Consider the following 19,911-nt stretch of genomic DNA (forward strand, 5'->3'; position numbering starts at 1 on the left):
ACCGTCAGCACAATGGAGCTTCGGGGGTGGGGGGGTCGCCCAAAGCGGCAATGTCGCCGCCAGGCGACGAGCCGCCCCCAAGAAAGCACCCCGGCTACCGACAGCGAGCACCCACCTCAACTACCCGGCCGACGCTTCTGCCGTTCGGTGTAATCCCGCATGCGCTGCGGGTAACCAACCCGCGCCACCTCGTACACCGGGATCGTGTTCTTGTGCCCGAACCGCTGCGCGGCATCGAAACTCCCGATCCGCCTCCGGGTCCATTCGCCGTCGTGCGCGACGAGCACCACAGTGGTGTCGGTCACCGTGGTTTTCGGCTCGACGAAGGCTTCCACTCCGCGTCGCGCGGCAGCCCATTCCTGCAGGTAGCGGGTGTCGACCTGGCCTCCGGAGCGGCTTGCTCCGGCGGACGGGCCGCGTCTGCCGCGGCGGCGCAACGAGTCGAAGATCCCCACTTCGACCACCTTTCTTCAGGTGAGAGTCCGGACTCCATTATTCCCGGTGGCGCGTGTGGCCGGTGTCGCAGCGCCGCCTTGGCCCGGCTAGGTCGCAACGCCGATCGGCGTAGTGACAAGATGGCTGTTGTCGCGCGCGCGTTTATACCGGGTGCCGCGGCGACCGAAGCTTCACCCCTATCGCTGCCGAGGAGTTATTGAAGTGAGCGACACCTCCGCCGACCTCGTGATCCTGGGAGGCGGATCGGGCGGCTACGCCGCGGCCTTCCGCGCGGCCGAGCTGGGCCTTTCCGTCACGCTGATCGAGAAGGACAAGCTGGGCGGGACCTGCCTCCACCGGGGCTGCATCCCGACCAAGGCCCTGCTGCACGCCGCCGAGGTCGCCGACGAGGCCCGCGACGCCGAGACCTTCGGCGTCAAGGCCGTGTTCGAGGGCATCGACATCGCGGGGGTGAACAAGTACAAGGACGGCATCGTCTCCCGGCTGTACAAGGGCCTCCAGGGCCTGGCCAAGGCGCACAAGGTGAACCTCGTCGAGGGCACCGGCCGGTTCGTCGGCGGCACCACCGTCGAGGTCGACGGCACCCGGTACACCGGCAAGAACGTCATCCTCGCCACCGGTTCGTACTCGCGCACCCTGCCCGGCCTCGAGCTCGGCGGCCGCATCATCGCGAGCGAGCAGGCGCTGACGCTGGACTACGTGCCGAAGAAGGTCGTCGTGCTCGGCGGCGGCGTGATCGGCGTGGAGTTCGCCAGCGTGTGGGCCTCCTTCGGGGTCGACGTCACCGTGGTCGAGGCGCTCCCGCGGCTGGTCCCGAACGAGGACGAGTACGCCTCCAAGCAGCTCGAGCGCGCGTTCCGCCGCCGCAAGATCGGCTTCAAGACCGGCGTCCGGTTCACCGGCGCGAAGCAGGACGACAACGGCGTCAGCGTGTCGCTGGAGTCCGGCGAGACGCTGGAAGCCGACCTGCTGCTCGTCGCCGTCGGCCGCGGCCCGAACTCGGCCGGGCACGGCTACGAAGAGGCGGGCGTGCAGATCGACCGCGGCTTCGTGCTCACCGACGACCGGCTGCGCACCAACCTGCCGAACGTGTACGCGGTCGGCGACATCGTGCCGGGCCTTCAGCTCGCGCACCGCGGCTTCCAGCAGGGCATCTTCGTGGCCGAAGAGATCGCCGGCCTGAACCCGCGCGCCATCGACGAGCGCGGCATCCCGCGCGTCACCTACTCGCACCCCGAGGTCGCGTCCGTCGGGCTCACCGAGGCCCAGGCCAAGGAGAAGTACGGCTCGGACGTCACCACGTTCACGTACGACCTCGGCGGCAACGGCAAGAGCCAGATCCTCAAGACCTCCGGCGGCGTGAAGCTGGTGAAGGTGCCGGACGGCCCCGTCGTCGGCGTGCACATGGTCGGCGACCGGGTCGGCGAGCTGATCGGCGAAGCGCAGCTGATCTACAGCTGGGAGGCGTTCCCGGAGGACGTCGCCCCGCTGATCCACGCGCACCCCACGCAGACCGAGGCACTCGGCGAAGCGTTCCTCGCCCTCGCGGGCAAGCCGCTGCACGTGCACAGCTGACGCGCAACCAGCACAATCCAGACCACGTCTTAGCGATCAAGGGAGCCAGCGAACAATGGCCTACTCCGTCACGCTGCCGGAGCTCGGCGAGAGCGTCACCGAGGGAACCGTCACCCGGTGGTTGAAGCAGGAGGGCGACACCGTCGAGGTCGACGAGCCGTTGCTCGAGATCTCGACCGACAAGGTCGACACCGAAGTACCGTCGCCGGTCGCCGGCACGGTCGTGAAGATCAGCGCCAAGGAAGACGACACCGTCGAGGTCGGCGGCGAGCTGGCGGTGATCGACGACGGCACCGGCGGCGTGCCCGAGTCCTCCGCGCCGGCCCAGCAGGCCGAGCCGGAGCCCGCCCCGCAGCAGCAGGAAGCCCCTGCTCCCGCCGCGGCGGCCGCCCCGGCCGAATCCGCTCCGTCGCAGCCGGACACCGCTCCGGCCGCGGGCGGGTCGGGCACCGAGGTGAAGCTGCCCGAGCTGGGCGAGAGCGTCACCGAGGGCACCGTCACCCGCTGGCTGAAGCAGGTCGGCGAGTCCGTCGAGGTCGACGAGCCGCTGCTCGAGATCTCCACCGACAAGGTCGACACCGAGGTCCCGTCGCCGGTCGCCGGCACCGTGCTGGAGATCCGCGCGGGCGAGGACGAGACCGTCGAGGTCGGCGGAGTGCTCGCGGTCATCGGCGACGCGAACGCCGCCCCGGCCGCCGCGCCCGCCCAGGAGAGCAAGCCCGCCCCGGCTCCGGAACCCGCTCCGGCCCCGGTGCAGGAGAGCAAGCCCGCTCCGGCCCCGGCGGCTCCGGCCCCCGCGCCTGCCGCTCCGGCTCCGGCCCAGGAAAGCAAGCCCGCTCCGGCCGCACAGGCTCCGGCGGACAACGGCTCCGCGGACGGCCCGTACGTCACGCCGCTGGTGCGCAAGCTCGCCTCCGAGCACGGCATCGACCTCGCGTCGCTGACCGGCAGCGGAGTCGGCGGCCGTATCCGCAAGCAGGACGTGCTCGCCGCGGCCGAGGCCAAGCAGAAGGCGGCTCCGGCCCCGGCTGCCGCCGCCCCGTCCGCTCCGGCCGCCGCCGCTGCTCCGTCCGCGCCGCGCGCCGCCGCGGTTTCGCCGGAGGTCGCCGCTCTGCGCGGCACCGTGCAGAAGGCGAGCCGGATCCGGCAGATCACCGCCACCAAGACCCGCGAGTCGCTGCAGGTTTCCGCGCAGCTCACGCAGGTGCACGAGGTGGACGTCACCAAGATCGCCAAGCTGCGCCAGCGCGCGAAGGCGGCGTTCAAGGAGCGCGAGGGCGTCAACCTCACGTTCCTGCCGTTCTTCGCCAAGGCGACGGTCGAGGCGCTCAAGCAGCACCCGAACGTCAACGCGTCCTACAACGAGGACACGAAGGAGATCACCTACCACGGCGCCGTGCACCTGGGCATCGCGGTGGACACCGAGCGCGGCCTGCTCTCGGTCGTGATCCACGACGCGGGCGAGCTGAGCCTCGCCGGTCTCGCGCACCGCATCGCCGACCTGGCGGCGCGGGCCCGGGCCAACAAGATCAAGCCGGACGAATTGATCGGCGGCACCTTCACCGTCACGAACATCGGCTCCAACGGGGCCCTGTTCGACACGCCGATCATCGTGCAGCCGCAGTCGGGCATGCTCGGCACCGGCGCCGTGGTGAAGCGCCCGGTCGTCGTGGCCGACGCCGAGGGCAACGACACCATCGCGGTCCGCTCGATGGCGTACCTGCCGCTGACCTACGACCACCGCCTGGTCGACGGCGCGGACGCCGGCCGCTTCCTGACCACGATCAAGCAGCGGCTGGAAGAGGGCAACTTCGAGGACGAACTGGGTCTCTGATCCGGTAACCCCCTCGGCCGTAGGCCCCCGCACCCGCCCGGGTGCGGGGGCTTTCGCGTTGACGACTTACGGCTTATCCGGAATTCCGGAATACCGGAGTAAGCTGACCGGCATGCTCACTCGACGAAGCTTGCTCACGTCGGTCGCAGCAGCGGGGGCCGCCACTTTTGTCCTGCCCTCGCTGGCGCTGGCCGATCCTCCGGACCAATCCACTCCCGAAGGCTGGCTCGCCCGGCTCGCGGCGCGCCGAGGCGACGTGTCGGCGGTTTTCGCCGACGGCACCGGCCGCCGGTTCAGCCATCTCCCGGACCGATCGCTCACCGTCGCGTCCGCGATCAAGGTCGTACATCTGCTCGCCTACACGACCGCGGTCGCGCGGGGACAGCTCGATCCGGCCGAACAGGTGCGCGTCGGCGATTGGGGCGCGCGGCATCCGTACATCGGCGACGGCCCGGTCGGCCATGGAAACCACCTGAACGCGTTGACCTACCTGGGAATCCCGTGCGACGAGTACGGCGTTGCGAAAGACCCGGATCAGCGCGTGCCGTTGCGGAGCATCGCGCAGACGATGATCTTGGTCAGCGACAACTCCGCGGCCGACTACCTGCGCTCCCGGCTCGGCGACCGCGCGCTGCGGGAAGCCGCGGCCCGCGGGGGCTGGCGGATGCCGGACGTCCGGATGTTCGGCGGCGAGGTGTTGCTGCTGTATTTCCCCGAGTACTGCCCGCCGCCGGGCAGTCCGGTCGAGGTCCGCCGAGCAGCGGGAGACGCGCTTTCGAACCGGTTCGCGTGCGACCCGTCGTTCCGGGCCCAGGTACTCCCCCGCGCCGCCGAGAAGCCGCCCTCCGCGGAAGCGATCATGGCGTGGTCGGCCGCGACCGGACAGGGCAGCGCCGCGCAGTTGTTCGGACTGCACCACGAAATCGCCACGAGCCGCGATCGAGCGGCCGTCCTCGCCCAGCAACTCCTCGACGTGCCCGTCACGAAGAAGCCTCCGGGCTCGAAAGCCTTGCTGTACAAGGGCGGAAACCTTCCAGGATTCCTCGTTCTCGGGTTCGACGTGCTGTGGCCGGACCGTCGTCCCGGCACCAGCACGATCTTCCTGAAGAACTGCACCCCGGAAGATCTCCAGTACGCCCAAGTGCTGATCCAGCTGTGCGTCGACGCGCTGTACCTCCCGGACACCTTCTCAGCCCTGGAGCGCGCGCTGGGACACTGACCCGCATGACCGAAGACCTCGCCGAGCGCGTCGCGGCGCTCGAACGCCGGATGGCCGCATTGGAGGGGCGGCCCGCCGAATCCGTCCCGGGCGGTCCGCAGGGGATCGTGGGCTATCAGGGTGAATTAACGGATCCCGAGCTGCGCTGGGAAATCCGGCTCACCACGCCCGCGGTCCTCTCGCTGCCGGACGGGCCGCGCGCCGAGGTGCTCGCCGCGCTCGCGAACACCGACCGGATCGCGCTCGTCCGGCTGCTCGCCCGCGACGGCGCGCAAACCGGCGCCGCGCTGCAGGAAGCGGCCGAACTCAGCTCCCCGGGACGGCTTTACCACCATCTCAAGGCGCTCACCGCCGCCGGACTGGTCGAGCAGGACCGCCGCGGCAGCTACCGGCTCAAGCCGACCGCCGCGATTCCCGCGCTGGTGCTGCTGACCGCCGCGGCCGACGTCGCCGGTCAGCTCCGCCCGGGTGTGCGCGAGCCCGGCCGATAGGACACGATCAGAGGCATGCGGGTACTCATCGCGGGCTCCGGCGGTCTCCTCGGCACCGCATTGACCGGACGGCTGCGCGAATCCGGGCACGAAGTGCGCCGGCTGGTGCGGCGCACCGCGCGGGCCGCCGACGAGAGCGGCTGGGACCCGCCGTCGGGACGGATCGACGACGGCGCGTTCGACGGCATCGACGCGGTGGTGAACCTGTGCGGCGCGCCGTTGTTGCCCGGCCGCTGGAGCGGAATGCGCAAGCAGCAGCTGCTCGACAGCCGCGTGGAGCCGACCGAAGTGCTCGCCGAAGCGGTGGCCGAACACGGCATCGGCGTACTGGTGAACGCGTCCGCCGTGGGTTACTACGGCAACTCCGGGTCCACTGTGGTCGATGAGAACACCAAGGCCGGCAACGGTTTCCTCGCCGAGATGTGCACCGAGTGGGAGGCCGCGACCGTCGCGGCGGCGAAGGCCCGGGTGGTCTCGATCCGCACCGGTCTCGTCCTCGCGCGGCAAGGCGGTCTGCTCGACGTGCTGCGCCCGCTCTTCCGCTTCGCGCTCGGCGGACGGCTCGGCGACGGCAGCCAGTACATGCCGTGGATCGCGCTGGACGACGAAATCGGCGCACTCGTGCACATCCTGGAGCACGACACGCTGTCCGGTCCGGTCAATCTCACCGGCCCGATCCCGGTCACCAACGCCGAGTTCACCCACGCCCTCGGCCACGCCGTGCACCGGCCAGCGCCGTGGTGGGTGCCGGAAATCGCGATGAAGATCGCCCTCGGCCAAGCCGCCGAAGAGATGGCGTTGTACGGGCAGCGCGCGGTGCCCCGGAAGCTTGAGGCAAGCGGTTACGAATTCCGGCACCGCACCGTCGACAGCGCGCTCGCCGCGGCGACGTGACGATGCCGCGCGTCCGGTGGATCGTCACCGGGGTGGTGCTGTTCGCCGCGTTCCTCTGGCTCGGGTTGCTGGTGGACCGGCAGCCGCTGCAGCTCGACCTCGAGGTCGCCACTGCCTTGCAAGGACAGGACACTCGCCCGGCGGGCCAGATCGCGGGTGTGGTGACGAACGTCTTCGGCCCGGTTCTGCCGTATGTGCTCGGCGTGGTGCTGCTGGCGATCGTGCTGCGGGACCGGTCGCAGTTCTCGCTCTGCGTACGGCTCGCCGTGGTGCTTCTGCTGTGCCGGCTGACGAGCCTGGCGTTCAAGCCGGTGTTCCAGCGGCAGCGCCCGCGCGTGTACCCGGATCTGAGCTATCCCAGCGGCCACGTCGTTTCCGTCGCGACGACCGGCCTGGTCGTGGTCCTGCTTTGCGCCTGGCTCCGGCCGCGGTTCGTGCGATGGGCGATCTGGATTTCGGCCGCCGCGACCGTGCTGGCCGCGGCCTGCCGGATCGTGCTCGGCGTGCACTGGGTGACCGACACTGTCGGGGCCGTGCTCGCGGTGCTCGGCGTGGGTCTGGTGTCAGCGACCGCACTCCGGCTGATCCCCTTTCCGGCGGGCGGAAGGCGTAGCCTCGACGAGTGAGTTCTTCGAGCGCAAGCTGTCGTATCGCCACCGAACCCCTGGTCGTGCGCGAGGTCGGGACGATCGATTACACCGAGGCCTGGGACCTGCAGCGGGAGATCCTCGCCGCGCGCGCGGACGAGACCGGGCCGGACACCATGCTGCTGCTGGAGCACCCGTCGGTCTACACCGCGGGCAAGCGCACCGAACCCGAGGACCGGCCGGTCGACGGCACCCCGGTGATCGACGTCGACCGCGGCGGCAAGATCACCTGGCACGGCCCCGGCCAGCTGGTCGGCTACCCGATCCTGAAGCTCGCCGACCCGATCGACGTCATGCACTACGTGCGGCGTCTCGAGGAGGCGCTGATCGCGGTGTGCGACCGGTTCGGCGTGCGCACCGGCCGCGTCGAGGGCCGCAGCGGCGTGTGGATCCCGGCCGACGAACGCGGCATCGAGCGCAAGATCGCCGCGATCGGCATCCGTGTCCAGCGCGGCGTGACGATGCACGGGTTCGAGCTGAATTGCAACGCCGACCTGGCCGCGTTCGACAACATCGTGCCCTGTGGCATCCGCGATGCGGGCGTCACCTCGCTGTCGTACGAGCTGCAGCGCGACGTTCCGGTCGCCGAGGTCCTGCCGCTGGCGAAGGAGCTGGTGCTGGCCGCGCTCGAAGGCGAACTGCCGGTGAGCGACGACCGCTGGCTGCCGCGTCCGGAGGCCCCGAAGGCCCCCGGCGTCACCTTCGCCCTGCAAAACTGACCTGACCGTACGTGAGGGGAACCCTGAGGGAATCTGATTCCCTCAGGGTTCCCCTCACGTACTTTCGGCGGCTCAGTCCAGCTGAGGCGCGACCTCGGAGGCCACGAACTCGATGTGGTCGAGGTCGGACAGGTCGAGCACCTGCAGGTACAGCCGGGTGATCCCGGTCTTCTCCCGCCACTGCCCGATCCGGTCCACGATCTCCGCCGCGGTCCCGGCCAGGCCGTTGGCCCGCAGTTCGTCGGTCTCCCGGCCGATCGCGGACGCCCGGCGCGCGACCTCGGCCTCGTCCCGGCCCGCCGCCAGCACGAGCGCGACCGAGCGCAGGATCTCCTTGGGGTTGCGACCGATCGCCTCCGCCGCCGCGTCCACGCGCTCGAACTGCGCGAGCGCGGTTTCGGCGTCCACGAACGGCAGGTTGAACTCGTCGGCGTACTGCGCGGCCAGCGCCGGGGTGCGCTTCTTGCCGCCGCCGCCGATGATCACCGGCGGCGCGGGCGACTGCGCGGGCTTCGGCAGCGCGGGCGAGTCAGCGAGCGTGTAGTAGTCGCCGGAGTAGGAGAACTTCTCCCCCGCCGGGGTCTTCCACAGGCCGGTGATCACCGCGAGCTGCTCGGCGTAGCGGTCGAAGCGCTCCTTGAGCGGCGGCAGGGTGAGGCCGTAGGCGGTGTGCTCGTCGTCGTACCAGCCGGTGCCGATGCCGAATTCCACGCGCCCGCCGGACATCTGGTCCACCTGCGCGACCGAGATCGCGAGCGGGCCGGGGTGGCGGAAGGTGGCCGCGGTGACGAGCGTGCCGAGCCGGACCCGCTCGGTCTCGCGGGCGAGGCCGGCGAGGGTGATCCACGCGTCGGTCGGCCCGGGAAGGCCGTCCGCGCTGCCCATCTTGAGGTAGTGGTCGCTGCGGAAGAACGCGTCGTAGCCCGCGGCCTCAGTGGTCCGCGCGACCCGCAGCAGGTCGTCGTAGCTCGCCCCCTGCTGGGGTTCGGTGAAGATCCTCAAGTCCATGTCCGCCAGCCTAACGGCGAAACGATCAGCCCGCGGCGGGCCGTTCCTGGTCGGCGGCCGGACGGCGCAGCCGGAACAGCATCCGCATGATGACGTCCTCGATCTCGGCCCCGACCTTCTTCGGGTCGGCCGCGCCCGCGATCTCGGTGGCCGCGCTCGACAGCGCGCCGAACAACAGCCGCGCGGTCAGGTCGACCGGCACCGGCTCCACCTCGCCCGCGTCGACGAGCAGCTGCAGCCCGGACCGCACGAGCCCGAAGCTGGACTGTTCCTCGGCCTCGCGCCAGCGTTCCCAGCCCATCACGACCGGTCCCTCGTGGATGGCGATCCGCTGGTACGACGGGTCGAGGCAGCTGCGGATGAACGCCTGCAGCCCGCCCATCGCGCGCTCCCACGGCTCGCCGTCCCCGGTCATGATCTTCTGCAGCCGGTCGTAGACCAGGCTTTCGACCTGTTCGAACGCGGCCTCGAAGAGCGCCTGCTTTCCGCTGAAATGGTGGTACAGCGCGCCTTTCGTGACCCGGGCGCGTTTGGCGACCTCGTCGAGCGAGGTGCCCGCGTATCCGCGTTTGGTGAACAGTTCGACCGCGCTGTCGACCAGGGCGGAGCGGGTCGACTCGGAGTAGTCGAGTCGTCGGGACCTCATTGTCGGCACGCTCACAACCTTACGCCGGGGCCCGCCGGACCATACCCGTGGTATGTTGGCTGCGTCAGGTCCGTACCGGGAGTATGCCGCAGACTGGCAGTATGACCCGGGTCACGGAAGGGGAGCCACAACCATGAGCTGGACCGACTTCTACCGGCGGCGAGAGATCCTCGATGCCGCTGTCCGCCAGGCGAGGCGCGCACCGCAAGCGCCGCTTTCGCTGGCCGAAATCCCGGGTGCCGCCGAAGAGTTCGGCACCGAAGAAAACCTGTTGCTGGCACTGCAGTACAAGTGGACGCAGCTGCTCAGCGGCTACCTGCGGGCCGAGTTCGCCGATCCCGACGAGGCGGATCTGCCCGGCGACCAGGTCGACGCCGTCACTCGCGCGTGGCGGCAGGCGCAGCACGACCACGAAGACCTGCGCGCGGTGCTGGACGGCGCTTTGGAGCGCTGCCCCGCGCTGGAACCGCTGCACCGCATCGAACTGCACACGCTGGCGCTCACCGCCGGTCTCGCCGAGCCGGGCGAGCCGGCCGACGAGATCGTCAAGGTCGGGCGCACGCTCGACGCGCTGATGCGCGCCGGAGACGCGGGCCCGGTCCGCAGGCGCGGCCCGGTCGGGCATCTGATGCGCCTGCTCGCGCCGAGTGCCTGACGTGTAGTTAGCTGACCCGATGAACGAACGCTGGACCGAGGCCCGGATCCCCGACCAGAGCGGCCGGACCGTCCTGATCACCGGAGCGAATTCCGGCCTCGGCCTGCGTTCGGCGGAAGTCCTTGCCGCACACGGCGCCCGCGTGTTGCTCGGCTGCCGCTCGCCGGAGCGCGGCGAAACCGCGCTCGCCCAGGTCCGCGCCGCGGCTTCGGGAGCCAAACCCGAACTCGTCCGCGTGGACCTCGCCGACCTGGCGTCCGTCCGGAAAGCCGCCGCGACCGTGCGCGAGCTCACCGGCGACGCGCTGGACGTGCTGATGAACAACGCCGGCGTCATGGCCACCGCACAAGGCCGCACCGCGGACGGTTTCGAGCTGCAGTTCGGCACGAACCACCTCGGCCACGCCGCGCTGACCTGGCTGCTGATGCCCGCCTTGCGCGGCGCACCGGCTGGCCGCGTCGTCACGCTCTCCAGCGTCGCCGCTTTCGGCGCACACCTGCACCTGGACGATCCGAATGCCGAACACCGCCCGTACCGTGCGGCAGCCGCGTACGGCCAGGCGAAACTGTCGAACCAAACTTTCGGCATCGAGCTGGACCGACGCCTCCGCGCGGCGGATTCCACTGTGCTCAGCGTGCTGGCGCATCCCGGCTACAGCGCGACCGGCCTGACCACGAACATGGCGAGCTCGTACCAGAATCCCTTGGTACGCACCACGCTCCGGGAAGTGGGCAAGCTCGGCGGAATGCTGCTGGCCCAACGCGTCGAACGCGGCGCGCTGCCCCAGCTGTACGCCGCAACCGCCCCCGGCATCGAAGGCGGCGACTACATCGGACCGGTCTTCGTCGCGCGCGGACGCCCGACGAAGGTGCGGACCCTTGCGCCCGCCCGGAATCCGGAAGCCGGGACCACCTTGTGGGAGCTGACCGCCGAGCTGACCGGCGTCACTCCTGATCCGCGCTGAGTCCCAGCAACGGCAGCGCGATCCGGAAGCACGCACCCTCGCCCACGGCGGTCTCCAGTTCGAGCTCGCCGTCGTGCGCTCGCGTCAGGGACCGGGCGATCGCCAGCCCGAGACCCGCATCCGCCCCAGCTGTCCTGGCCCGGGAACGGTCCGCGCGGTAGAACCGGTCGAAGACCCGTTTCGCTTGCGCCGCAGTCATTCCCGGCCCTTCATCGGCCACCTCCAGCACCGCCCGGCCGTCCACTGTCCCGACCCCGATGCGGACCGCGGTGCCTGGCGGAGTGTGCGCGACGGCGTTGCCGACGAGGTTGGTGACAACCTGCCGAAGCCGCGCCTCGTCGCCGTTCACCGGAGCCGGGCCGGGCGCGCCCTCGCCGCCGGGACCAGTCAGCTCGATCGGCCGGGACGGGTCGAGCGCGCGCAACGAATGCCGGGCGTCGCCGGCGAGCGTGCGCAAGTCCATCGGCGCGCGGTCGAGCTGCGCTTCCGGAGCTTCGTCAAGCTGGGCAAGCAAAAGCAGGTCCTCGGTGAGCGCGGCGAGCCGGACCGCCTCCCGGTCGATCCGGTGCATGGCTTCGTCCACATCGGACTGTCCGGGGAGCGCGCCCATCCGGTACAGCTCGGCGGTGCCCTTGATCCCGAAAAGCGGCGTGCGCAGTTCGTGGCTGACGTCCGCGACGAACGTCCGCATCCGCGCCTCGGAGGCGGTCCGGTCGGCGAAGGCGCGCTCCAGCTGTCCGAGCATGATGTTGAGCGACCCCGCCAAGCGCCCGATTTCCGTTCCTGGCGCGGCGATCCCGGGCACCCGGCGGCTGAGGTCGCCCCCGGCGATCGCCGCCGCGGTGTGCTCGATCCGGCGCAACGGACGCAATCCGCCGCGAAGCGCGAACCAGCCCGCACCGGTCAGCAGCACGAGCAGCACGGAGCCGGTCAGCACGCTGCTGAGCCGCAGCCGGGAGATCAGGGCGTCCGCCTCGGCTAGCGGAGCCGCCGCGATCACGGTCCCGCCCGGCGCCGGTGCCGCGACCGCACGCCAGCGCTCCGAACCGGCCCGCAGCTCCGCTGGCGCGCCGTGGACGGGAAGCGACCGCAGATCCTCGGGCGAGGGCAGGGTTTCCGCCGCCAGCCGCGAAGAATGGACCCCGCCGGTCACCGCGCCGTTCGCGTCCAGATAGAGCACGTACGGGGCGTCGATGAGGTCCAGCGCCGGATCGAGCGTCTTCGTCCGGGCGTCTCCGGCGGGCAGTCCGCCGGGCGGCACCCGCGCGATCAGCTCGGTGAAACCGCGCAGCTGGGTGTCGATCCGGTCGAGCTGGTAGCGCTCCAGGCTGTCCGAGACGACGGCGCTGATCAGCGTGAGCCCGGCCAGCAACAGCCCCGCGGTGATCAGCAGAAGCCGGGTGCGCAACGACATCCGGCGCAGCGGATGCCTCACCGCCGCGGTTCCCGCATCACGTAACCGACGCCGTGCACGGTGTGAATCAGCTTGGGATCGCCGGTGTCGACCTTGCGCCGCACATAGGAGATGTATGTGTCGACGATGCTGGCGTCGCCGCCGAAGTCGTACTGCCACACCCGATCGAGGATCTGCGCCTTCGACACCACGCGCCCGGCGTTCTCCATCAGGTACCGCAACAGCCGGAACTCGGTGGCGGAGACGCGGACCGGCTGCCCGGCCCGCGTCACCTGGTGGCCGTCCGCGTCGAGCACCAGCTCGCCCACCTTCACCACCTCCTGATGTCCTTGCGTGCGCCGGAGGATCGCGCGGATGCGGGCGATCAGTTCTTCGAGGTCGAACGGTTTGGTCACGTAGTCGTCGGCGCCCAGCGACAGTCCGGCGACCTTGTCCGCCTGCCGGTCGCGGGCGGTGAGGAAGAGCACCGGGACCGGCCCGCTCCGGCCGGACCGATGCCGTTCGCGCAAGCGCCGGGCGACCTCGAAACCGTCCGCGTCCGGCAGCATCACGTCGAGCAGCACCAGGTCAGGCGGCTCCCGCTCAGCCGCGGCGACCGCTTCGCCCGCGGTCGCCGCGGACCTCACCTCGAACCCGGCGAACCGCAGCGCCGCGGACAGCAGCTCCCGCACGGTCGCCTCGTCGTCGACCACCAGCAGACGCGCGGGCGTCATCACTGCCATGCACTCCAGCGTACGGAGACCGCGGTCACACGTCCCGCCGCCGGAAGGCCGCGAAAGCGGCTGCCAGCACCACAACCACACCGGCGTACAGACCGGCGAGGTTGAGCCACGGGTCCGGGTACGCCGGATCGACCTTGACGGAGAAGATCGCCGCCGCGCCCTTGGACGGCCAGAACGCGAACAGCCACTGCATCCAGTCCGGGAAGACGCCCGCGACCGCGGGCACCAGCAGCACGATCCCGACCAGCGCGGCCAACGCGCCCGCGGTCGCCCGGATCAGCGTGCCGAGGCCGACCGCGAGCAGCGCGATCGCGGCGAGATACAGCCCGCCGCCCGCCACAGCACCGAACACCCCAGGATCGCCGAGGCTCGCGTGCGGCAACCGTTGTCCGGCGAGAAACCCTTGCCCGATCAGGAAAGCGGCGAACATCAGCACCTGCCCGGCCACGACGGCTACCGCGGCGGCGAGCACCACCTTCGCCGCGAGCAGCCGCGACCGCCGCGGCGTCGCCGTGAGCGACGACTGGATCAGGCCGGTCGCGTACTCCGACGTGACGACCAGAACGCCCAGCACCCCGATGATCAGCTGCGCGATGATGAAGGACTTGAGGCTGAGGCTGGTCGGGTCCCAAGCCGCGCGTTCCGCGGCCGTCGCTTTGGCGTACTCGGCACTCGCCGAGGACGTCGCCAGCGCGGTGATGCCGATCCCGGCGAAGAACAGGCCGCCCACGGTGTACCAGGTAGAACGCAGACTGCGGAGCTTGATCCACTCCGCCCGGAGGGTTCCGGAGATCATCATGCCGCGGCCCCCTGGTACTCGATGCTGTCCTCGGTGAGCGCGAGGAACGCGTCCTCGAGCGAAACCTGCTGCGGCGTGAGCTCGCTGAGCGCGACCCCGTGGTAGGCGGCCAGTTTTCCGACCTCGTCGCTGGTCAGGCCGGACACGACCAGCGCGCGCCCGGCACCGTCCCGCACGTTGGCCCCGGCGGCGAGCAGGTGCCGCGTGAACCCGTCCGGATCGGACGTGCGGACGAGCACCGTCCCCTCCTGACCGGCCAGCTCGTGGGTCGCGGTGTCGGCGAGCAGCTTTCCCCGGCCGATGACCACCAGATGGTCGGCGGTCTGCGCCATCTCGCTCATGAGATGACTGGACACCAGCACCGCGCGGCCTTCGCGGGCCAGCGAGCGCATGAAGTTCCGGATCCAGCGGATGCCCTCGGGGTCGAGGCCGTTCACCGGTTCGTCGAAAATCAGCACCCGGGGGTCGCCGAGCAACGCCGCCGCGAGCCCGAGCCGCTGCCGCATCCCGAGCGAAAACCCGCCCGCTCTCCGTCCGGCCACGCTCTCCAAGCCGGTACGGGCGAGCACTTCGTCGACCCGACGCCGCGGCAACCGATTGCTCGCCGCGAGTGCGAGGAGATGGTCACGCGCCTTGCGGGCTCCGTGCACCGCACCCGCGTCCAGGAGCGCGCCGACCTCGGTGAGCGGAACCGGCAGGTCCCGGTACCGCAGCCCGCCGATCGTCACCGACCCGCCGGACGGCGCGGCGAGGCCGGTGATCATCTTGAGGGTCGTGGACTTGCCCGCCCCGTTCGGCCCGAGGAACCCGGTGACCTGGCCGGGCTCGACGGTGAACGACAGGTCGTCCACCACGGTGTCGGGCCCGTAGCGTTTCGTGAGCCCGCGTACTTCGATCGCTGTCATGCCGGCGAGAGTGCCGGGGCGGTCCGGGGGAATCCGGAGAGCTTCTGGGAGAACCCTGTGCGTTCCGGCCCGTCCCGGGGGTTGATCGGGCCCGGTTCACAGGAAAACCCCGGCGTAGGGTGGAGCCCGTGAGTGCTGCACCGGAGGGGCGGAAGTTGTTGCGGCTTGAGGTGCGCAACAGCGAGACGCCGATCGAGAAGAAGCCGTCGTGGATCAAGACGCGCGTGCGGATGGGTCCGGAGTTCACTGAACTCAAAGGCCTGGTGCGCCGCGAGGGTCTGCACACCGTTTGCGAAGAGGCGGGTTGTCCCAACATCTACGAATGCTGGGAAGACCGCGAAGCCACCTTCCTGATCGGTGGCGACCAGTGCACGCGGCGCTGCGATTTCTGCCAGATCGATACGGGGAAGCCTGCTGCGCTGGACCGTACCGAGCCGCGGAAGGTCGCGGAGTCGGTGCAGGCCATGGGGTTGCGGTATTCGACGATCACCGGTGTCGCCCGTGATGACCTGGCTGACGGCGGTGCGTGGCTGTACGCGGAGACCGTGCGGCAGATTCATGCGTTGAACCCCGGTACCGGCGTCGAGTTGCTGATCCCGGACTTCAACGCCGAGCCGGATCAGCTGGCTGAGGTGTTCGGGTCGCGGCCGGAGGTGCTGGCGCACAACGTGGAGACGGTCCCGCGGATCTTCAAGCGGATCCGTCCCGGGTTCCGGTACGCGCGGTCTTTGGATGTCATCACCCAGGCTCGTGCGGCGGGTTTGGTGACGAAGTCGAACCTGATCCTCGGCATGGGCGAAACCCCGGACGAGGTGACGACGGCGTTGCAGGATCTCTTCGACGCGGGCTGCGAGATCATCACGATCACCCAGTACCTGCGCCCCTCGCCCCGGCACCACCCGGTCGACCGCTGGGTCAAGCCGGAAGAGTTCGTGGAACACGCGAAAACCGCTGAGGCTATTGGGTTCCCTGGTGTGATGGCGGGGCCGCTGGTGCGGTCGTCGTACCGCGCCGGACGGCTCTACGCCCAGACCAAGGCCCACCGCGGCGAAGACCTGCCGGAAAACCTGGCCCACCTGACCGCCGAAGGACCGGCCGCGCAGGAAGCCAGCAGCCTGCTGTCTCGCTGATACCCGTTCACCGAAGGGCCCCGGTTACTCTCCGGGGCCCTTCGTCGTCCCCGGATCGCTCGACCGTGGCACCCAATTCCCAAGAATCAGTAAAGTGATGGTGTGGCTTTAGTAACGGACCTTCTCGACTGGTTGCAAGCACTCCCCCAACCGGGCCTCGTCGCGGCAGCCGGCGGGCTCGTGTTCGCCGAGTGCACGATCGGCCTGGGCTTCATCGCCCCCGGCGAATCAGGCCTGCTGATCGCGGCGACCACGGCGACGTCCGTGCCCCGCTTCCTGACCCTGTGGGCGGTAGTCACCGTCTGCGCGGCACTGGGCGATTCGGTCGGGTACGTCCTCGGGCGAAAGTTCGGGCCGCGCTTGCGGGAGACGAAGCTCATTCGCAAGTACGGCCTGGACGCCTGGGACCGAGCCACCGGCGTCCTGGAACGCCGAGGCGCATGGGCAGTCTTCTTCGCACGGTTCCTGCCCGTGCTGCGCACCCTGACGCCAGCCGCCGCGGGAGCCTCGAATCTGCCGTTCCGCAAATTCCTCCCCGCTACGGCGGCTGGCGCGTTCTGCTGGTCACTGGTGCACATCAGCCTCGGCGCGGCGCTCGGAGAGGCGGCCAAGCAGGTCGAGAGCGCGATGAACACCGGGTTCCTGGTGGTGGCCGCACTCGTGGTGGGGGTGCTGGTGTTCTTCTTGCTGCGCTTGAAGAAGCGCAAGGCGCTGGGTGTTGCGGGTTCTCCGGACGAACAGCCGGAGGAGCCTGCCCGCACCGGCAGCTAGTTCGCCGCGCCTGACTGGCCTGCCCGGCCCTCCCGGTTCACAGGCGGGCCAGTCGGATTGCCCGGACCGACCGTCTGACCCGCCTCGCGCTAACCCGCCACAGCCCGTCCCGTCAGCGAGAGAAGCGGCGAACCTCACTCCCCCAACCCCCGCCCCGGACCCGAAGTCACCCACCCGAGGTCCCGTTCCCGAATTAGATTCGACCGTATGCAGGCACTAGACCTCCCGAAGCCGGTCGCGTTCGTCCTCGGCGGGGGCGGCAGCCTCGGCGCGTTGCAGGTGGGCATGCTCCAAGCCCTCGACGAAGCGGGCATCACGCCGGATCTGGCGGTCGGCACGTCCGTCGGCTCGCTGAACGCCGCGGTGCTCTCCCTGCCCGGCGACGACCGGCTCGGGCGGCTTCGCGACATCTGGGCGCACATGACCAAAGCCGAGGCCTTCCCCGGCGGCGTGCTCAGCCAGGTCCGGACGCTCCGGCACAGCAAAACCCACCTTTTCCCCAACACCGGCCTCGCCAAAATCATCGACGACCACCTCGGCGCGGGCAGCCGGTTCGAGGACATGGCGCTGCCGCTGGGCGTCGTCACCACCGACGTCGACACCGCCGAACCAGTCCTGCTCACCTCGGGCCCGTTGCAGGCGCCGCTCCTGGCGAGCTGCGCGATCCCCGGCATCTACCCGCCGGTGCCATACGAAGACCGCCTCCTCTACGACGGCGGCCTGGTCGCCAATGTCCCGATGCGTCAGGCGTTGAGCATGGGCGCGAAGTCGCTGGTCGTCCTCGACTGCGCGTTCCCCGGCAAAATGCCTGGCGCGCCCCGGACGTTCGCTGAGGTCATGATGTTCACCGCGATGATCAGCATGCGCAATCAGGCCGTCCTGGAAGCGCCGGTCGCGGCTCGGCAGGTGCCGGTCGTCTACCTGCCGGGCCCGGCGCCGGTTCAGGTGAGCCCGCTGGACTTCACCCGCACCGACGATCTCGCGGCGCAGGCCTATCACTCCGCACGGGACCATCTGAAGGAACTCACCGTCGACGGCCCGGGCCTGTACGGAGCCCCCGGATTGCTTCGGCCCTGATCGCCCGGCGGCCGGAAATCGCGAGAGTGATCCGCGTCACCCCAATGCACCGATCCACCGGTCAGGGCGTCTTTCCGATCGCGTAGTTTTGCAGTTGAACCCTGCCGGTCCGCGACCCTCACAAAAGAGACATAATGTTCCCGAAGAAGACATTTTTTCCGGTTGCCGGAATTCTCGCGGCGACCTTGCTGCTTTCCGCTTGTTCCTCCGGGGACGGCGGCAGCGACGCTGGCACGCCCGGTGCGCCGGGCGGGTCGAGCCAGACCGCGACACCGGCTTCGGTGTCGATCGAACCGGCCAACGCGTCCGGGATCAGCCCGAGCACGCCCATCGTCGTGAAGGCGGCGAACGGGAAGCTCACGGACGTCACGGTCACGAGCGCCAAAGGCAAACCCGTCGCGGGCGAGTTCGCGGCGGACAAGCTCAGCTGGACGACCACCGAGGTCCTCGGCTACGGCGGCACCTACCAGGTGAAGGCGCATGCCCAAGGCGCGGACGGGAAATCCGTCGAACAGCAGGGCCAGGTCACCACGCTGTCGCCGAAGAAGCAGGCGAACGCGAACCTCATCCCAGCCCCCGGCGCGGTGAAGAGCACCGGCGTCGGCGTGGGGCAGCCGATCGTGTTCAGCTTCGGGACCGCGGTGAAGAACAAGGCGGCCGTGGAGAAGGCGCTCACGGTCGAGTCGTCGCCGAAGCAAGAAGGCAGCTGGTATTGGATGGACGACAAGAACGTCCACTACCGGCCGAAGGAATACTGGAAGCCGGGCACCACGCTCACGGTCACCGCGAAGATTTACGGCGTCGATTTCGGAAATGGCGTGTACGGAGCGGACGATCGCACCGAAACGTACAAGGTGCACGATTCGTGGATCGCGAAAGCCGACGGCAACAGCGAGCAGATGCAGATCTTCCACAACGGTTCGATGGTGAAGTCGATGCCGATCTCGATGGGCAAGGACGCGACGCCCACCCACCTCGGCCCGCACGTCATCTCGGACAAGCAGGCGAACTACACGATGGACTCCTGCACCTACGGCGTGTGCCCGCCGGACCCGAAGGCGTACCGCTCGAACGAGAAGTTCTCGCAGCGCATCTCGAACGACGGCGAGTTCGTCCACGAGAACCCGAACAGTGTCGGGCAGCAGGGCAGCTCGAACGTCTCGCACGGCTGCATCAACCTGAACGCCGCCAACGCCGAATGGTTCTTCAACAACTTCGGCCTAGGCGACGTCGTGGAGGTCACCAACTCGGGCGGCCCGCAGCTCCCGGTGTGGGACCTGTACGGCGACTGGTCCAAGTCCTGGGCCGACTGGCAGAAGGGCTCGGCCCAGTAAGACCAGCGGCCGGAATGGGGACCGGGTTCGGTTCGACTTAGCGGTTCGACAGAGAGGTGCCGGAGCTTCGCGCTCCGGCACCTTTTTCGTTCCCGGGACGGGATCGACGGGGCCAGGTTCGCGCGGGCTGACTCGGGACCGGACAGGGGTTGCGGCCAAGCCGCCTGGTCTTCGACTGCTCCAGCTGACCCGGCTACTCCGGCTGACCCGGCTGCTCCGAATGGGCCGGTTGGCCCCCGGCCGATCCGACTGGCCCGGTTGGCCCCTGCTGCCCCGACTGGCCCGGCCGATCCGACTAGCCTGGTTTGGCCCCGACCGCCCTGACTGGCCCTGACCGCCCTGGCTGACCCGAGCGGCCTGGCTGGCCCGAGCGGCCTGGCGCCGGCCTGGTTCCTGGCCATGCGCCGCAGCTTCGGCTTCGGCTTCGGCTTCGGCTTCGGCTTCGGACGATGTGACCAAGCCCGCCACGGGCTGCCCTTCCCTGCTGCGGCGCTGCTGGCCGAACTCCCTCCCGTCGCGCCCATCCGTTTCGGCGGGTAGCTGGGTTCCCCTCGCATCGGCACGCCTGCACTAGATGGCAGGGAGATCTCCGGTCGGTCCCGCTGGCTCATCCCCGCCTACTCACGGCCCAGAGCCCGTTGCGGCAGTGAC

Annotated in this window: 20 protein-coding genes; 13 read left to right on the plus strand and 7 right to left on the minus strand. The window is 69.9% G+C overall.

Annotated features, from left to right (window positions below):
* Positions 1-116: 116 nt before the first annotated feature.
* Positions 117-464, minus strand: a complete 348-nt coding sequence (locus AB5I40_RS15880) for an oxidoreductase (protein ID WP_370939265.1) — start codon at positions 462-464, stop codon at positions 117-119.
* A 193-nt stretch (positions 465-657) separates the two neighbouring features.
* Between AB5I40_RS15880 and lpdA the strand changes: the two genes are divergently transcribed.
* The 7 genes from lpdA (at position 658) to lipB (ending at position 7,835) form a co-directional block, all read left to right on the plus strand.
* Positions 658-2,031 carry a dihydrolipoyl dehydrogenase gene (gene lpdA / locus AB5I40_RS15885; RefSeq protein ID WP_370939266.1) on the plus strand — a complete coding sequence of 458 codons (1,374 nt, stop codon included), beginning with the start codon at positions 658-660 and terminating at the stop codon, positions 2,029-2,031.
* 55 nt (positions 2,032-2,086) lie between these two features.
* Positions 2,087-3,865, plus strand: a complete 1,779-nt coding sequence (gene sucB / locus AB5I40_RS15890) for a 2-oxoglutarate dehydrogenase, E2 component, dihydrolipoamide succinyltransferase (protein ID WP_370939267.1) — start codon at positions 2,087-2,089, stop codon at positions 3,863-3,865.
* Between the two features lie 112 nt (positions 3,866-3,977).
* Positions 3,978-5,084, plus strand: a complete 1,107-nt coding sequence (locus tag AB5I40_RS15895; RefSeq protein ID WP_370939268.1) for a serine hydrolase — start codon at positions 3,978-3,980, stop codon at positions 5,082-5,084.
* A 5-nt stretch (positions 5,085-5,089) separates the two neighbouring features.
* Positions 5,090-5,575, plus strand: coding sequence for an ArsR/SmtB family transcription factor (locus AB5I40_RS15900; protein ID WP_370939269.1), 486 nt, complete (start codon positions 5,090-5,092; stop codon positions 5,573-5,575).
* A gap of 15 nt (positions 5,576-5,590) precedes the next feature.
* A complete protein-coding gene (locus AB5I40_RS15905) occupies positions 5,591-6,469 on the plus strand; it encodes a TIGR01777 family oxidoreductase (RefSeq protein ID WP_370939270.1) in 879 nt (292 codons plus the stop codon).
* Between the two features lie 2 nt (positions 6,470-6,471).
* On the plus strand, positions 6,472-7,095 hold the full coding sequence (locus tag AB5I40_RS15910) for a phosphatase PAP2 family protein (RefSeq protein WP_370940529.1): 624 nt from the start codon (positions 6,472-6,474) through the stop codon (positions 7,093-7,095).
* Positions 7,092-7,835 (plus strand): lipoyl(octanoyl) transferase LipB, encoded by a 744-nt coding sequence (gene lipB / locus AB5I40_RS15915; protein WP_370939271.1) that lies wholly within the window; start codon positions 7,092-7,094, stop codon positions 7,833-7,835. The genes AB5I40_RS15910 and lipB overlap by 4 nt, the downstream gene beginning before the upstream one ends.
* A 72-nt stretch (positions 7,836-7,907) precedes the next feature.
* Here the strand turns inward: lipB and AB5I40_RS15920 are convergent, their stop codons facing one another.
* Positions 7,908-8,843, minus strand: a complete 936-nt coding sequence (locus AB5I40_RS15920) for an LLM class F420-dependent oxidoreductase (RefSeq protein WP_344268423.1) — start codon at positions 8,841-8,843, stop codon at positions 7,908-7,910.
* A 25-nt stretch (positions 8,844-8,868) separates the two neighbouring features.
* Positions 8,869-9,489: a TetR/AcrR family transcriptional regulator gene (locus AB5I40_RS15925; RefSeq protein WP_354751052.1), complete on the minus strand. Its 621-nt coding sequence runs from the start codon at positions 9,487-9,489 to the stop codon at positions 8,869-8,871.
* A gap of 133 nt (positions 9,490-9,622) precedes the next feature.
* On the opposite strand from AB5I40_RS15925, the gene AB5I40_RS15930 reads away from it, so the two are divergent.
* Both AB5I40_RS15930 and AB5I40_RS15935 read left to right on the plus strand, forming a co-directional pair.
* Positions 9,623-10,144 carry a hypothetical protein gene (locus AB5I40_RS15930; RefSeq protein WP_370939272.1) on the plus strand — a complete coding sequence of 174 codons (522 nt, stop codon included), beginning with the start codon at positions 9,623-9,625 and terminating at the stop codon, positions 10,142-10,144.
* A gap of 19 nt (positions 10,145-10,163) precedes the next feature.
* Positions 10,164-11,108, plus strand: coding sequence for an oxidoreductase (locus AB5I40_RS15935; RefSeq protein ID WP_370939273.1), 945 nt, complete (start codon positions 10,164-10,166; stop codon positions 11,106-11,108).
* On the opposite strand, the gene AB5I40_RS15940 is transcribed toward AB5I40_RS15935, so the two are convergent.
* Genes AB5I40_RS15940 through AB5I40_RS15955 form a run of 4 tightly spaced genes read right to left on the minus strand, consistent with a single transcriptional unit; the run spans position 11,089 to position 14,948 of the window.
* A complete protein-coding gene (locus tag AB5I40_RS15940; RefSeq protein ID WP_370939275.1) occupies positions 11,089-12,522 on the minus strand; it encodes a sensor histidine kinase in 1,434 nt (477 codons plus the stop codon). The two genes, AB5I40_RS15935 and AB5I40_RS15940, sit on opposite strands and share 20 nt — an antisense overlap.
* Before the next feature lie 17 nt (positions 12,523-12,539).
* On the minus strand, positions 12,540-13,235 hold the full coding sequence (locus AB5I40_RS15945; protein WP_370940530.1) for a response regulator transcription factor: 696 nt from the start codon (positions 13,233-13,235) through the stop codon (positions 12,540-12,542).
* 34 nt (positions 13,236-13,269) lie between these two features.
* Positions 13,270-14,043 carry an ABC transporter permease gene (locus AB5I40_RS15950; protein WP_370939276.1) on the minus strand — a complete coding sequence of 258 codons (774 nt, stop codon included), beginning with the start codon at positions 14,041-14,043 and terminating at the stop codon, positions 13,270-13,272.
* Positions 14,040-14,948, minus strand: coding sequence for an ABC transporter ATP-binding protein (locus AB5I40_RS15955; RefSeq protein ID WP_370939277.1), 909 nt, complete (start codon positions 14,946-14,948; stop codon positions 14,040-14,042). The genes AB5I40_RS15950 and AB5I40_RS15955 overlap by 4 nt, the downstream gene beginning before the upstream one ends.
* 128 nt (positions 14,949-15,076) lie before the next feature.
* Here AB5I40_RS15955 and lipA point away from each other — a divergent pair, with 128 nt between their 5' ends.
* From lipA to AB5I40_RS15975, 4 genes are all read left to right on the plus strand, one after another.
* On the plus strand, positions 15,077-16,078 hold the full coding sequence (gene lipA, locus AB5I40_RS15960) for a lipoyl synthase (protein ID WP_370939278.1): 1,002 nt from the start codon (positions 15,077-15,079) through the stop codon (positions 16,076-16,078).
* Between the two features lie 102 nt (positions 16,079-16,180).
* Entirely contained in the window at positions 16,181-16,849 is a 669-nt protein-coding gene (locus AB5I40_RS15965; RefSeq protein WP_370939279.1) for a DedA family protein, read from the plus strand.
* A 207-nt stretch (positions 16,850-17,056) separates the two neighbouring features.
* Complete coding sequence (locus AB5I40_RS15970; protein WP_370939280.1) at positions 17,057-17,926, plus strand: patatin-like phospholipase family protein; 870 nt, start codon at positions 17,057-17,059, stop codon at positions 17,924-17,926.
* 134 nt (positions 17,927-18,060) lie between these two features.
* Positions 18,061-19,260, plus strand: a complete 1,200-nt coding sequence (locus AB5I40_RS15975; RefSeq protein ID WP_370939281.1) for an Ig-like domain-containing protein — start codon at positions 18,061-18,063, stop codon at positions 19,258-19,260.
* Positions 19,261-19,911: the final 651 nt, after the last annotated feature.

Origin of the sequence: Amycolatopsis sp. cg13, assembly GCF_041346965.1 — a bacterium.
In the GTDB taxonomy this organism is placed as follows: domain Bacteria; phylum Actinomycetota; class Actinomycetes; order Mycobacteriales; family Pseudonocardiaceae; genus Amycolatopsis.